Here is a 13,263-nt window from a genome sequence, read left to right as displayed (position 1 = left end):
GAACCTGTCGCAAATAACTCGCGTGTGGTTCCGCCGTTGCGATCCCCCTCCAGGGATCCCCGGAAGATCCCCCTTCCGGTACCGCCGCCGCGACCTATCAGGTCCCGTCGGCGAATTCTTGTAGTGCCCTGCGCATCTGGCAGGTGTTATCCGAAGCGGCCCGAGACGTAGTCCTCGGTGGCCTTGACGGTGGGGTTGGAGAAGATCGTGGCCGTTTCGGCGTACTCGATGAGCTTGCCCGGCTTGCCGGTGCCGGCAATGTTGAAGAACGCTGTCTTGTCACTAACACGCGCTGCCTGCTGCATATTGTGGGTCACGATCACCACGGTGAATTCGTTCTTGAGCTCGTTGATCAAATCCTCGATCGCGAGCGTGGAGATCGGGTCCAGTGCCGAGCAGGGCTCGTCCATGAGGATCACCTGCGGTTTGACGGCGATGGTGCGTGCAATGCATAGGCGCTGCTGCTGTCCGCCGGAAAGCCCCGAGCCCGGCTTATCCAGACGGTCCTTGACTTCGTTCCAGAGGTTGGCCCCACGCAGGGACTTCTCCACCAGGTCCTCGGCGTCGGACCGGGAGATCTTCTTGCTGTTGAGCTTGACCCCGGCGAGCACGTTGTCCCTAATGGACATCGTCGGGAACGGGTTGGGACGCTGGAAAACCATGCCGATCTGCGAGCGGACCGTTACCGGGTCAACACCGGACTCGTAAAGGTTGTCTCCGTCCAGCAAGACTTCACCCTCAACACGACCGCCTGGAATGACCTCGTGCATGCGGTTGAGCGTGCGCAGGAAGGTGGACTTACCGCAGCCGGAGGGACCGATAAACGCGGTGACCGACTTGGCTTCGATTTCGATGTTGACGTCTTCCACGGCTAGGAAGTTGGTGTAGTAGACGTTGAGGTCTTTGACGTCGATGCGCTTAGACATGTGATTGTTCCTTAGAAGTGTGGGTGTAAAGAGTCCGGAGCCTAAAGGCTCAACGGCCCTTCTTGGGGGCGAACAAGCTAGCAACCAGGCGCGCGCCTAGGTTCAGAACCATGACCATCAGAATCAGCAGCAGGGCGGCAGCCCAGGCGCGCTGGATCGAGGGGTCCACGTTGGTCGGCGAGGTCGGGGTGAGGATCTGGTAGTAGATGAACGTCGGCAGGGTGGCCATCCAATTGCCAAAGACGTTCACGTTGATGTTGTTCGCCAGACCGGCGGTGACAAGAATCGGTGCGGTTTCGCCGATGACGCGGGCAATGGCCAGGGTGACGCCGGAGGCGATACCGGAGATGGCCGTGGGGATGACGACCTTGGCGATGGTGCGCCACTTGCGCACGCCCAACGCATAGGCGGCTTCGCGTAGTTCGTTCGGGACGATCTTGAGCATTTCCTCGGTGGAGCGGACCACCGTGGGGATCATTAGCACGCTCAAGGCGACGGCTGCAACGATGCCCATGCGGGCGGTGGGGCCCATGATCACCGCGAAGAGCGCGGTGGCAAACAGGCCGGCGACGATGGAAGGAATGCCGGTCATCACGTCAACGAAGAAGGTGATGGCGCGGGCCAGCGGACCGTTTTTGCCGTATTCCACCAGGTAGATGGCCGTCAGCATGCCCACGGGAACCGAGATCAGGGTTGACCACAGGGTGATCAGCAGCGTTCCGACCACCGCATGGTAGGCACCGCCGAGGACCGGGGTGCCGTTCTCAACGCTGGCGTTGTCAATCGCTCCGGTAATCCCATTCATGGAGTGGAACAGGAAGTGCATGTTGATGCCCGGCAGCCCCTTCTGGAGCACGGTGAACAGCACCGAGACCAGCGGGACGAGCGCCAGCAGGAACGCAGCGTAGACCAGATGCGTGGCCAGCGCGTTCTTGCCGCGGCGAGGTCCCTCGACGAGGGTCGTGATGATGGCCGAGGCCACCACAAAGAGAATAGCGGTATAGATCGCGAAGGTAACGACCGAGAATCCACCGAGGGTGGAGGCTGCGGCACCAAGAATCAGAGATCCGGCGGCGATTCCGGGAGTAGCCCAGCGGGGCAGGTGGCCCTTGGACAGCGAGTTACGCTTGCGACCGTTCGGGGTCAGGCCCGGTTTCCGGGATGAATTCTTCGGGAGATTGCGGGTGGTTACGGCACTCATTAGTTGGCTCCCGAGAATTCCTTGTGGCGGGCGATAATGGCCCGGGCGATCAAGTTGACGACCAGGGTGATCACGAAGAGCACCAGGCCGGCGGCGATCAGTTCGGAGAGGCGCAGTCCGAAGGCCTCGGGGAAGTTCAAGGCGATTTCCGCGGCGATGGTCTGGTTACCGGACTTGATCAGCGACGGGATCAGCGCGCCGGTGGAGAGCACCAGGGCTACTGCCATGGTCTCACCGAGCGCACGGCCCAGGCCGAGCATGACCGCGGAGATGATACCGGGGCGGGCAAAGGGAATCACCGACATAACGATCATTTCCCAGCGAGTGGCTCCCAGGGCAAGTGCCGCTTCTTCATGCAACTTCGGGGTTTGCAAGAAGATTTCGCGGCTCAGCGAGGTGATGATCGGAAGGACCATCACTGCCAGCACGATGCCCGCGGTGAAAATGGTCTTGCCAGTTTGTGAGGCGGGACCCTCAAAGATCGGTATGAAGCCAAGGTTCTCGGCCAGCCAGGCGTAAACCGGAACCAGTGCCGGCGCCAGAACAAGGTAGCCCCAGGCGCCGTAGATGACCGAGGGAATCGCTGCCAGCAGGTCAATGACGTAACCCAGACCCGCGGCCAAACGGCGTGGTGCGTAGTGCGAGATGAACAGGGCCACGGCGATGCCCACCGGAGTGGCGATCACCAGGGCGATGGCCGCTGCGATGACGGTGCCGATGACGATCGGGAAGATGTAGGTGGCAAAGCCTTCGCCACCGGAGACTAGTTCCGGGTCTGCCGAGAAGATCGGCAGGGCCTGAATGAGCAGGAAGACTGCCACAGCTAAGAGCGTGACGAGGATCAGAATGCCAGCGCCAAGCGCCGCACCGGAGAATACCTTGTCTCCGACCTGTCCCTTGGAGCCGTTGCGCCGCAGCGCGTTGGTTGTCATATGGGTGAGCCTTAAGGAGTTGAGCAAACGGTACAAGGGGGATCGGATGACCGTTTGCGCTGGGATGGTGAAGGGGGGTGATGCTGATGTTACTGCGCCTTCCGGGCAATGGCGATGCTTAGAGCTGCCAATGCCCGGAAGGCGGGTAGTGCTGTATTACTTGGCGACAGTGATCTGCTCGACGGACTTGATGGCCGCTGCGCTCATCTTGGCCGAGAGCGGAGCGTTGCCTGCGGAGCCTGCTGCTTCCGTCTGGCCGGCGTCGGAGAGGACGTACTCGCCGAAGCTCTTGACCAGATCAGCGGTGGCCTGATCCTTGTAGGTGGAGCAGAACACGTGGTAGGAAACCAGGATGATCGGGTAGGAACCCGACTCGGTGGTGTCGCGCTTCAGGTCCAGGGACATGTCCAGTGCGCCGCGGTCCTTGACCGGGGTGGCTGCCTCGACGCCCTTGGCTGCCGCATCTGCGGAAATCTTGGTGAAGTCGTCGCCGACCTTGACGTTCACGGTACCCAGATCGCCCACTGCGGAGAAGTCTGCGTAGGTGATTGCACCCTCGGTGGCGGTGGTTGTTGCCACAACGCCGGAGGTGCCCTTGGCGTTTTCGCTGGCGAGATCCTTGGGCCAGTCGCCGGAGACCTCGTAGTCCCAGACATCCTTGGCGGTAGCGGCAAGGTATTCAACGAAGTTCTCGGTGGTTCCCGACTCGTCATTGCGGTGCACCACGGTGATGGCGGTGTCCGGAAGGCTCACGCCTTCGTTGGTCGCGGCGATGGCCGGATCATTCCACTTGGTGATTTCGAGCTTGAAGATCTTGGCGATGGTAGCCGCATCAAGGTTCAGGGTTTCTACGCCCGGCAGGTTGAAAGCAACCGCAATCGGGGAAACATAGGCAGGAACGTTGAAGGCGCCGTCCGGACCGCAAACTTCCTTGGAGGACTCGATCTCTTCGTCCTTCAGGTAGGCATCCGAGCCAGCGAACTGTGCGCCGCCTGCGAGGAAGGCCTTGCGGCCTGCGCCGGATCCATCCGGGGAGTACTGGACCATGGTGCCGGCGTTGGCGGCTTCGAAGCCGGCCTTCCAGGCTTCCATGGCGGACTTCTGCGAGGAAGCTCCGCTGCCGGTCAGCGTGCCGGTGACTGCGCCACCTGCGGAGCCGCTAGTGGAGGCATCCGTGCCGGCGGTGGCGGTCGGGCTATCAGAACCACAGGCAGTCAGGGCCAGTGCGGCGACGGTAAGAACTGCAGCCGCGCTGCCGATGCGATGAAGCTTCACGAGTAATCCTCTTTCAAATGCCTGAGTGTATGGAACGAAATATGATGGTTCGCTCCCTTGCGATGCACACCCCGGCACATCGCTTCAATACGAAGTTATTCCTTACAGGTAACCAGTGGCTCCGATGGAGGTGAACATAAGGTGAACAAGGTTGTCTCGGCCTGGTGTTTCGCGTCACAATTAACACTTGCCGGTGCTACGCCCATGCCGTGGAAGACTGGTGCCCATGAGTATCGGATCATCAGCCGGCGGCGCGTGGACGTTCGTCATGCGCCGCAATCGCGTTGGCGTGCGCCGGGTGGGGACTTCTTTCCCCAAGATCATTCAAATGACTGCCTCCGCGGTACTCGCCTACTGGATCGCCGAGGAGTTACTGGGGCACGTCGACCCGATCTTTGCCGCGACCAGCGGTCTACTGGTGTTGGGATTCGGTACGGCGACCACCGTGCGCCGCTCCATGGAGGTCGCCATTGGCTGCACCCTGGGCGTAGCGGTGGGCGATTTGTTGCTCACGCTGCTCGGGAGCGGTCTATGGCAGGCAGCCCTAGTTCTTTTCCTGTCACTGATGATTGCCAGGTTCCTGGATTCGGGCCCCATCTTCTCTACCCAACTCGGCCTACAGTCGGTACTCGTGGTTCTGCTGCCCATCGGGGCCGCTGGCCCGTTTAGCCGTTCCATCGACGCGGTGATCGGTTCGCTGTGTGGCCTGTTAATCATGATGATTTTCCCCCGCGATCCGCGCCGCACCCCCACGGCCGAGCTGGGCAAACTATTAGCCGAACTCGCCGGCATCTTGCACGAATGCGGACGCGCGGTGGGCGCCTCAGACACCACCTTGGCATTCCACGCACTGGTCCGCGCCCGCGGAACCCAGCGGCTTATGGACTCGTTACCAACAGCCCTGAACATGGCCCGAGAGGTGGCCACACTAGCCCCGGCGCACCGCCGACACCGATCGGACCTGGACCGGCTGAAGATAACTGCGGAGAAGACCGACTTAGCGGTACGTAACTCCCGGGTCTTGGCCCGGAGGCTGGCCACAGTGATCACTCATGGCGCCCTGACCGATAACGGGGTCGAATCCGTCTCAAGCCTGTTGACCGAACTGTCTGAGGCCACCAATGCCCTGGGCTATGCGGTGCTGGAGACTAAGGAATCCGGATACCGCAAGGCAATGGGGCGGGCCCGGCGCGAGCTTGCCGAATGTGCCGCCCAGCTGGACCCCACGAGCCTCCAGGTCAGCGGTCTGCAGGGCGAGGGCATGGTGTTGCTGCTACGCCCGCTGGTGATCGACCTCTTGGAGGCCACCGGCACCAGCCATGAGGAAGCCGTCGCCTTGTTGCCGCGCCTGTAGCGAAACGTACCGGAGCGCACCCAAAGCGTGGGCACCGGCAGCTAGCATCAAAGACATGGCAAAGAGCACCCGCACCAAATCCTCCCCCGCTTACCGCTGCGCGGAATGCGGGTGGAGCACCGTGAAATGGGTAGGGCGCTGCGGTGAGTGCCAAGCCTGGGGCACCGTGGAGGAAATGGGTGCCGTCACTGCGAAGACCACTGCCGCCACCAGCATTGCCGTGCCGGCCCAGCCCATCGGCGACGTTGATGCATCCGCCGCCTCCTATCGCACCAGTGGCGTGGAGGAATTGGACCGGGTACTGGGTGGAGGACTGGTTCCCGGAGCCGTGATTTTACTGGCAGGAGAACCCGGCGTAGGTAAATCCACGCTGCTGCTCGATGTTGCTGCCCGCGCAGCCCGTAAGGACCGCACCGTCCTGTACATCACCGGGGAAGAATCCGCCGCGCAGGTGAAGGTTCGCGCGGAACGCATCGATGCCATGGCGGCCACGCTCTACCTCACCGCCGAAACCGATCTGGGTATTGCACTGGGCCAGGTGGAAAAGATCGACCCGGACCTACTGATCATTGACTCGGTCCAAACCCTCGCCTCGAGCGAGGTCGATGGGACGGCCGGCGGCGTTTCTCAGGTGCGCGAGGTCGCCGCCTCCCTGATCAACGCGGCCAAACGCCGGAACATGACCACCATCCTGGTTGGGCATGTCACCAAGGACGGATCAATCGCCGGACCGCGGCTGCTTGAGCACTTGGTGGACGTCGTCTGCCAATTCGACGGCGAGCGCCATTCCCGCCTGCGCCTCCTGCGTGCGCTAAAAAACCGTTACGGGCCCACCGACGAGGTTGGATGCTTTGATCTGACCGAGGCAGGTATCGAGGGCTTGGCAGATCCCTCAGGGCTCTTTGTCACCCGCACCAAGGATCCAGTTCCAGGAACCTGCATCACCGTCACCCTCGAGGGTCGTCGCCCGCTGGTGGCCGAAGTACAGACACTGCTCTCGCGGGCCAGCAGCGCTATCCCCCGCAGAGCCACCAGCGGCTTGGATGCCGCGCGAACCCAGATGATTCTGGCGGTGCTCCAGTCGCGGGCCAAGATGGAGCTCGGGGGTTTGGATTCCTACGTGGCTACGGTCGGCGGGGTCAAGCTCAGCGAGCCCGCCACCGATCTGGCCACCGCACTTGCCCTTGCCTCCTCGATGCACAATCACCCATTGCCGCCGCACTTTGTGGCCTTCGGTGAGGTCGGGCTGGCCGGCGAGGTGCGTCCGGTTCCCGAAATCGGGCGGCGCATCATCGAGGCCGAGCGGCTGGGATTCCGCTATGCCATGGTCCCCGCATCCCCACAACCTCCGAAGAACATCCCAGACTCAATTCGGGTCTTTACCGTTTCCTCGGTACACGAGGCTCTGGACATCGCCTTCGAACAGCGCGTCAAAACAGGGTCCTGAATGTTCTCTGCATTACAAAGGAGTATCGAAGTCATTCGCTGAAGCCCATTTTCGGGCTTGAAGACCCTTCCTTGGCCATACCATAGAGTAGTTACCCCTTGGAAGGAACTGGCGCCATGTCGAAGAGCCCCGAAGATGCGCTGCGCGCCACTCTGGCCCGTGTTGCACCCGGAACGGAGCTGCGGGACGGTCTTGAACGTATCCTGCGCGGGCGCACCGGTGCGCTAATCGTGCTGGGGCACGACAAGGTCGTTGACTCGATCTGTTCGGGAGGTTTTGACATCAACATCGTCTTCTCCCCCACCCGCCTGCGCGAGCTGGCCAAGATGGACGGGGCCATCGTGTGCGATAAGGATGGCTCCAATATCCTGCGCGCCGGGGTGCAGTTGGTTCCTGACCACTCCATTGCCACTCAGGAGACGGGCACCCGACACCGCACCGCCGAACGAGTTGCCATCCAGACCGGGTTCCCCGTCGTCTCAGTTTCGCAATCGATGCATATCATTGCCCTCTACGTCCAAGGCATCCGCTACCTCTTGGAGGGTTCAGAGCCGGTATTGGCCCGCGGCAATCAGGCCCTGGCCACACTGGAACGTTACCGCTCACGCCTGGACCAGGTCACCAGCGCTCTCTCCGCAGCGGAGATCGAAGCCGTGGTGACGGTGCGCGACGTTGCAGCCGTGCTGCAACGTCAAGAAATGGTCCGGCGCATCTCCGAGGAAATCGCCCAGTACGTGCTGGAATTGGGCAGTGACGGGCGCTTGTTGGCCCTACAACTTGATGAGCTCTCCGCGGGGCTGGGTCCGGGCGCGGATCTCTTGCTAAAGGACTACTCAAACCTCGGGACTCAGGAATTGGACATCGACGCGGCGCTGGCAAAGCTCCAAAGTCTGGATTCCACCGACCTGATCGATTTGAGTAAATTCGCTGCAATTCTGGGCATCACCCCCGGCATCGACTCGCTCGAGGCCATCGTGACCCCCAAGGGCCACCGCCTGTTGGCAGCCATCACCTCGGTGCCGCGCACCGTGGCCGACCGGCTGGTGAATAACTTTGGTGGCCTGCAGCGTCTGATGGCGGCAAACATCGAGGATCTGATGGCCGTTGACGGCATCGGTGACCAGCGCGCACGTACGGTGCGTGAGGGGCTCTCCCGTGTCGCGGAGTCCTCACTGCTGGACCGCTTCCTCTAAACCGAAGTACTGTCCGGAGCTACTTCAGCTCGAACTTTACCGTCTCACTGCTGATCTCTCCCAGCTTAGCGGTGAAGCCGTAGGTTCCCGGACGCGGCTTGGAATTCACCACCTTGCAACCCGGAGCGCTGCGCACCCGGGTCCAGGTGAAACGCGCCGTTTCGCTGGCACCAGACTTGATCACGATGTTGGTGTCGGTGGGGTCCTGAACGCAGTCCGAGGTGGCAAAGATTCGGTCCTTGCCACTCATCACGGCGAACTCCTGCTGGCTGGTGCCCACATCGACCATGCAGTCGAATTTTCCCTGATTCTTGATACTCATCACGAGCACCGGGTTCTCCGACGGACCGTGCGTGGTCTGGACGGTGGAGGCAATCACTGCCACGTCCCCCTCAAGGCATCCGGTGGGTTCGCTCGCGGGCTCCTGCACCCCTGTAGTGCCGGTTGTAGCGCCAGGTGCACCGACTGGCGCTGGGTCAGCAACAGACCCAGGTGCTGAGTCGGGGCGCAGCAAAGCCGCAATGCCAAATCCAGCCCACGCCAAGAGGCCCAGCACCACGAGCAGGCTGATCAAAACCGCGAGACGACGACGCCGAAAAACCCGTGCGGAAGGGTGGGTTGAACGGACCTGCTTTTGTGCCATAACTCAAGGCTACGAAGCTCAAGCGGTTGACGCCGACTCCCACGCCGCCAGCTAGAGTGATATCGCCAGCATTTACCCGCCACACAAAGGATTTACCCCACCGTGCCGCACCCCGAGTTGGAGACCATCCACCACAAAATCACCGACTGGTACGCACTGAACGCACGTGCCTTGCCATGGCGCAGCTCCTCGGTGAGCCCGTGGGCCGTGATGGTCTCCGAATTCATGCTGCAACAAACCCCCGTCATCCGCGTACTTCCGGTGTGGGAAACCTGGATGAAACGATGGCCAACCCCCGCGGCACTGGCCGCCGAGCCGGTGTCCGAGGCACTGAAGGCTTGGGGACGGCTGGGCTATCCGCGCAGGGCCCTGCGGCTACACGCTGCGGCAACGGTGATCACCGACGAGTTCGACGGCGAGGTTCCTGCAACGCAGGAAGAGCTCCTGGCTCTGCCGGGAGTCGGAACCTACACGGCCGCGGCCATCGCCTGCTTTGCCTTTAATGTGCCAGCGGTGGTGGTGGATACCAATATCCGTCGGGTTCATGCGCGTCTGGTTAGTGGGCAAGCGTTACCCGAGCAATCCCAGACCGCCGGTGAGCTGGCCCTTGCCGCTCGTCTGATGCCCACTGTCTCATCCTCAGCTGGCGCAGACGCACGACTGGCCAATGCGTGGAACATCGCGGTGATGGAACTCGGCGCCCTGGTCTGTACGGCACGCTCCCCCCGTTGTGAGGATTGCCCGGTCATCAATCAGTGTGCGTGGATCGCTGCGGGGCGACCCGAACCTCATTACAAGCCCAAGGGGCAGCCCTGGCACGGCACCGACCGGCAGGTGCGCGGAGCCATGATGGCGGTATTGCGTCATGCACCTGCCCCTGTTCAACGCGCCGATTTGTTGGGCACCGTGGATCTGACAGCCGCCTCGCGGGCAGCCATCGAGCTGAACCCTGCCCGGGAAGCCTCCCAAGAGCACCGAGCGTGGGTGGAGCTGCACGCGCTGGAAGCGCAGGCCGAACAGCGCGTTCGTGCCCTAGATTCGCTGCTGGCCGACGGATTGGCGCTGGCGGGTCCAACGGGCATAGCACTGCCGCACTGAGCCCGGGATCAGCGCGTCAACACCGAAGCGCGCTTTAGAAGTTAATGATCATTCGGGTGTTGCCCAGCGTATTGGGCTTCACTCGCGCGAGATCCAGGAATTCGGCGACACCCTCATCGGTGGAGCGCAGTAGTTCCGAATAGACCTCTGGGTCGACGGCGCTTTGCTCAGCCATCACGGTAAATCCGTTGCGGATAAAGAAGTCGACCTCGAAGGTCAGGCAGAAGACCCGAGATACGCCCAGCTCGCGTGCCTCTTGCAGCAATCGCTGCAGTAGCAAGCGGCCCACACCGCGGCCGCGCCAGGCTTCGTTAGAGGCTAGGGTACGAACCTCGGCGATGTCTTCCCACATGACGTGCAGCCCACCGCAGCCGATGACGTTGCCGTCAGCGTCGTCGGCAATAAAGAATTCTTGCAAATTCTCGTAATAGGCGACAGCTTCCTTTTCCAGCAGAACGCGTTCGTTGGCCAGTGGCTTGACGAGCTCGCGGATGCTTTTCACGTCGCTGGTCTTTGCACGCCTGATGGTAATGGATTCCATATTTCAATCCTAAGCCTGGCGGCGGTACCGCAGCCGCATTGCGTGAACAGCGCCACCTGCCCGTGTGACAAGCACAAACGACGAGGGGCGGCATCCTTTCGGATGTCGCCCCTCGTCGTTTGTGTACTTTTGCTTAGCCTTCGATGGCTACCGGCGCGGGTTCGCCCTCGAGCTGCGGGGTTCCACCTTCACCGTGGAAGGTGAACTTCGCCTCGTCACCTTCGCCCTCGACGTCAACCTTAACGTGCTGGCCCGAGCTCAACTCGCCGAAGAGAATCTTCTCGGAGAGCTGGTCTTCGATGTCGCGCTGCATGGTCCTGCGCAACGGACGAGCACCCATGGCCGGGTCGTATCCGCGGGTGGCCAACAGAATGCGGGCTGCCGGCGACAATTCGATGGTCATGTTGCGGCCATCGAGTCGCTTCTGCAGGCGGCCGAGGAACAGGTCCACGATCTCCACGATCTCGTCCTGAGTCAGCTGCGGGAAGACCACAACATCATCAACACGGTTCAGGAATTCGGGGCGGAAGTGCTGACGCAATTCCTCCTGAACCTTGGCCTGCATACGGTTGTAACCGGTCTTGGTATCGGAAGACGACTGGAAACCAGTCATCACACCCTTAGAGATGTCGCGGGTACCAAGGTTGGTGGTCATGATGATCACGGTGTTCTTGAAGTCGACCACGCGGCCCTGGGAGTCGGTCAAGCGGCCGTCTTCCAGAATCTGCAGCAACGAGTTGAACAGATCCGCGTGAGCCTTCTCGACCTCGTCGAAAAGCACCACGGAGAACGGACGACGACGTACCTTCTCGGTCAGCTGGCCGCCCTCTTCGTATCCGACGTAGCCCGGAGGGGCACCGAACAGACGCGAAACCGTGTGCTTCTCCGAGTACTCGGACATGTCCAAGGTGATCAGCGCGTCCTCTTCACCGAAGAGGAACTCCGCCAAGGCCTTGGCCAGCTCGGTTTTGCCGACGCCGGTCGGGCCGGCGAAGATGAACGAACCGCCCGGGCGGTTCGGGTCCTTCAGTCCGGCACGGGTACGACGGATGGCCTGCGAAATGGCCTTGATTGCCTGATCCTGTCCGATGACCCGCTTGTGCAGTTCATCTTCCATGTTCAGCAGTCGTGTGGATTCTTCCTCGGTCAGCTTGATGACCGGGATACCCGTGGAGTTCGCCAAGACTTCGGCAATCAGATCGGCATCAACCTCGGCAATTTCGTCGAGTTCACCGTTCTTCCAGGCCTTTTCCTTCTCGGCACGGGCTTCCTGAAGCTTGCCCTCCTTGTCGCGCAGCGACGCAGCACCCTCGAAGTCCTGTGCGTCGATAGCGGCTTCCTTCTCCAGGCGAACCGTGGAGATTTCCTCATCCATCAACTTGAGCGCCGGAGGGGCAGTCATGCGTCGGATGCGCAGGCGAGCACCGGCTTCATCGATCAGGTCGATGGCCTTGTCAGGCAGGAAGCGGTCGGAGATGTAGCGGTGAGCCAACTCGGCGGCAGCAGCCAGGGCGCCATCGGTGATGGACACGCGGTGGTGCGCCTCGTAGCGGTCACGCAAGCCACGCAGGATCTGCGTGGTCTGCTCGACGGAAGGCTCCTTGACCTGAATCGGCTGGAAACGGCGCTCGAGGGCCGCGTCCTTTTCGATGTGCTTCCGGTACTCGTCCAGAGTCGTTGCACCAATGGTCTGGAGCTCACCGCGAGCCAGCATCGGCTTCAGAATCGAGGCCGCGTCGATAGCGCCCTCGGCAGCACCGGCACCCACAAGGGTGTGGATCTCGTCGATGAACAGAATAATATCGCCGCGGGTGCGGATTTCCTTGAGGACCTTCTTCAGGCGTTCCTCGAAGTCACCGCGGTAGCGCGAACCGGCTACCAGCGAACCAAGGTCAAGAGTGTAGAGCTGCTTGTCCTTGATGGTTTCCGGGACATCTCCACGCACGATGGCCTGGGCCAAGCCCTCGACGACGGCGGTCTTGCCGACGCCTGGCTCACCGATGAGCACCGGGTTGTTCTTGGTGCGTCGCGAAAGGATCTGCATGACGCGTTCCATTTCGAATTCGCGCCCAATAACCGGGTCCAACTTGCCCTCGCGGGCAGCCGCGGTGAGATTACGTCCAAATTGGTCCAGCACTGCCGAACCAGCGGGAGTACCTTCGGTCTGGCCGCCGGAGCTGACACCAGCGCCTGCGGTTTCCTTGCCGCCCTGGTAGCCCGAGAGCAGCTGGATGACCTGCTGGCGGACGCGGGACAGATCGGCTCCGAGCTTCACCAGAACCTGGGCGGCAACGCCCTCACCCTCGCGAATCAGGCCGAGCAGGATGTGCTCGGTACCGATGTAGTTGTGGCCCAGTTGAAGCGCCTCACGCAGCGAGAGTTCCAAAACCTTCTTGGCTCGCGGAGTAAAGGGGATATGACCGGAGGGGGCCTGCTGGCCCTGTCCGATAATCTCTTGGACCTGCTCACGCACGGCGCCAAGGGAAATATTCAGCGACTCAAGGGCCTTGGCCGCTACTCCCTCGCCCTCATGGATGAGGCCGAGCAATACGTGCTCGGTTCCGATGTAGTTGTGGTTGAGCATGCGCGCCTCTTCTTGGGCAAGCACGACAACGCGACGGGCACGGTCGGTAAATCTCTCAAACATGCGGCA

General features: G+C 61.7%; 11 protein-coding genes. 4 read left to right on the top strand and 7 right to left on the bottom strand.

The window, feature by feature from the left end; all coding sequences use genetic code 11:
- Positions 1-146 precede the first annotated feature (146 nt).
- From pstB to pstS, 4 genes are all read right to left on the bottom strand, one after another.
- The gene (gene pstB, locus KUF55_RS00560; RefSeq protein ID WP_132364060.1) at positions 147-926 is read right to left on the bottom strand and encodes a phosphate ABC transporter ATP-binding protein PstB; all 780 of its coding nucleotides are present in this window, start codon (positions 924-926) and stop codon (positions 147-149) included.
- A 49-nt stretch (positions 927-975) separates the two neighbouring features.
- A complete protein-coding gene (pstA, locus tag KUF55_RS00555) occupies positions 976-2,127 on the bottom strand; it encodes a phosphate ABC transporter permease PstA (RefSeq protein WP_132364058.1) in 1,152 nt (383 codons plus the stop codon).
- A complete protein-coding gene (gene pstC, locus KUF55_RS00550) occupies positions 2,127-3,059 on the bottom strand; it encodes a phosphate ABC transporter permease subunit PstC (RefSeq protein ID WP_132364056.1) in 933 nt (310 codons plus the stop codon). Before pstC ends, pstA begins: the two co-directional genes overlap by 1 nt.
- 156 nt (positions 3,060-3,215) lie before the next feature.
- The gene (gene pstS / locus KUF55_RS00545; RefSeq protein ID WP_218817672.1) at positions 3,216-4,334 is read right to left on the bottom strand and encodes a phosphate ABC transporter substrate-binding protein PstS; all 1,119 of its coding nucleotides are present in this window, start codon (positions 4,332-4,334) and stop codon (positions 3,216-3,218) included.
- Positions 4,335-4,560: 226 nt separating this feature from the next.
- On the opposite strand from pstS, the gene KUF55_RS00540 reads away from it, so the two are divergent.
- The 3 genes from KUF55_RS00540 (at position 4,561) to disA (ending at position 8,328) form a co-directional block, all read left to right on the top strand.
- Positions 4,561-5,688 carry an aromatic acid exporter family protein gene (locus tag KUF55_RS00540; RefSeq protein WP_132364052.1) on the top strand — a complete coding sequence of 376 codons (1,128 nt, stop codon included), beginning with the start codon at positions 4,561-4,563 and terminating at the stop codon, positions 5,686-5,688.
- A 55-nt stretch (positions 5,689-5,743) separates the two neighbouring features.
- The gene (gene radA, locus KUF55_RS00535) at positions 5,744-7,135 is read left to right on the top strand and encodes a DNA repair protein RadA (RefSeq protein ID WP_132364050.1); all 1,392 of its coding nucleotides are present in this window, start codon (positions 5,744-5,746) and stop codon (positions 7,133-7,135) included.
- A 116-nt stretch (positions 7,136-7,251) separates the two neighbouring features.
- The gene (disA, locus tag KUF55_RS00530; protein WP_132364048.1) at positions 7,252-8,328 is read left to right on the top strand and encodes a DNA integrity scanning diadenylate cyclase DisA; all 1,077 of its coding nucleotides are present in this window, start codon (positions 7,252-7,254) and stop codon (positions 8,326-8,328) included.
- Between the two features lie 19 nt (positions 8,329-8,347).
- Here disA and KUF55_RS00525 read toward each other — a convergent pair whose 3' ends face one another.
- On the bottom strand, positions 8,348-8,713 hold the full coding sequence (locus tag KUF55_RS00525; protein ID WP_218817671.1) for a hypothetical protein: 366 nt from the start codon (positions 8,711-8,713) through the stop codon (positions 8,348-8,350).
- A gap of 360 nt (positions 8,714-9,073) precedes the next feature.
- Here KUF55_RS00525 and KUF55_RS00520 point away from each other — a divergent pair, with 360 nt between their 5' ends.
- Positions 9,074-10,069 carry an A/G-specific adenine glycosylase gene (locus KUF55_RS00520; RefSeq protein ID WP_218817670.1) on the top strand — a complete coding sequence of 332 codons (996 nt, stop codon included), beginning with the start codon at positions 9,074-9,076 and terminating at the stop codon, positions 10,067-10,069.
- Positions 10,070-10,103: 34 nt separating this feature from the next.
- Here KUF55_RS00520 and KUF55_RS00515 read toward each other — a convergent pair whose 3' ends face one another.
- Positions 10,104-10,610 carry an amino-acid N-acetyltransferase gene (locus KUF55_RS00515; RefSeq protein ID WP_218817669.1) on the bottom strand — a complete coding sequence of 169 codons (507 nt, stop codon included), beginning with the start codon at positions 10,608-10,610 and terminating at the stop codon, positions 10,104-10,106.
- 133 nt (positions 10,611-10,743) lie between these two features.
- The gene (locus KUF55_RS00510; RefSeq protein ID WP_132364042.1) at positions 10,744-13,257 is read right to left on the bottom strand and encodes an ATP-dependent Clp protease ATP-binding subunit; all 2,514 of its coding nucleotides are present in this window, start codon (positions 13,255-13,257) and stop codon (positions 10,744-10,746) included.
- Positions 13,258-13,263: the final 6 nt, after the last annotated feature.

Source organism: Paeniglutamicibacter sp. Y32M11 (assembly GCF_019285735.1).
Taxonomy (GTDB): Bacteria; Actinomycetota; Actinomycetes; order Actinomycetales; family Micrococcaceae; genus Paeniglutamicibacter.
This window is presented reverse-complemented; position numbering and strand designations above follow the sequence as displayed.

Bases quoted from the DNA above. Each gene is read 5' to 3' on its own strand.
- pstB (WP_132364060.1), bottom strand. From the start codon at position 926: ATGTCTAAGCGCATCGACGTCAAAGACCTCAACGTCTACTACACCAAC.
- pstA (WP_132364058.1), bottom strand. From the start codon at position 2,127: ATGAGTGCCGTAACCACCCGCAATCTCCCGAAGAATTCATCCCGGAAA.
- pstC (WP_132364056.1), bottom strand. From the start codon at position 3,059: ATGACAACCAACGCGCTGCGGCGCAACGGCTCCAAGGGACAGGTCGGA.
- KUF55_RS00540 (WP_132364052.1), top strand. From the start codon at position 4,561: ATGAGTATCGGATCATCAGCCGGCGGCGCGTGGACGTTCGTCATGCGC.
- radA (WP_132364050.1), top strand. From the start codon at position 5,744: ATGGCAAAGAGCACCCGCACCAAATCCTCCCCCGCTTACCGCTGCGCG.
- disA (WP_132364048.1), top strand. From the start codon at position 7,252: ATGTCGAAGAGCCCCGAAGATGCGCTGCGCGCCACTCTGGCCCGTGTT.
- KUF55_RS00515 (WP_218817669.1), bottom strand. From the start codon at position 10,610: ATGGAATCCATTACCATCAGGCGTGCAAAGACCAGCGACGTGAAAAGC.
- KUF55_RS00510 (WP_132364042.1), bottom strand. From the start codon at position 13,257: ATGTTTGAGAGATTTACCGACCGTGCCCGTCGCGTTGTCGTGCTTGCC.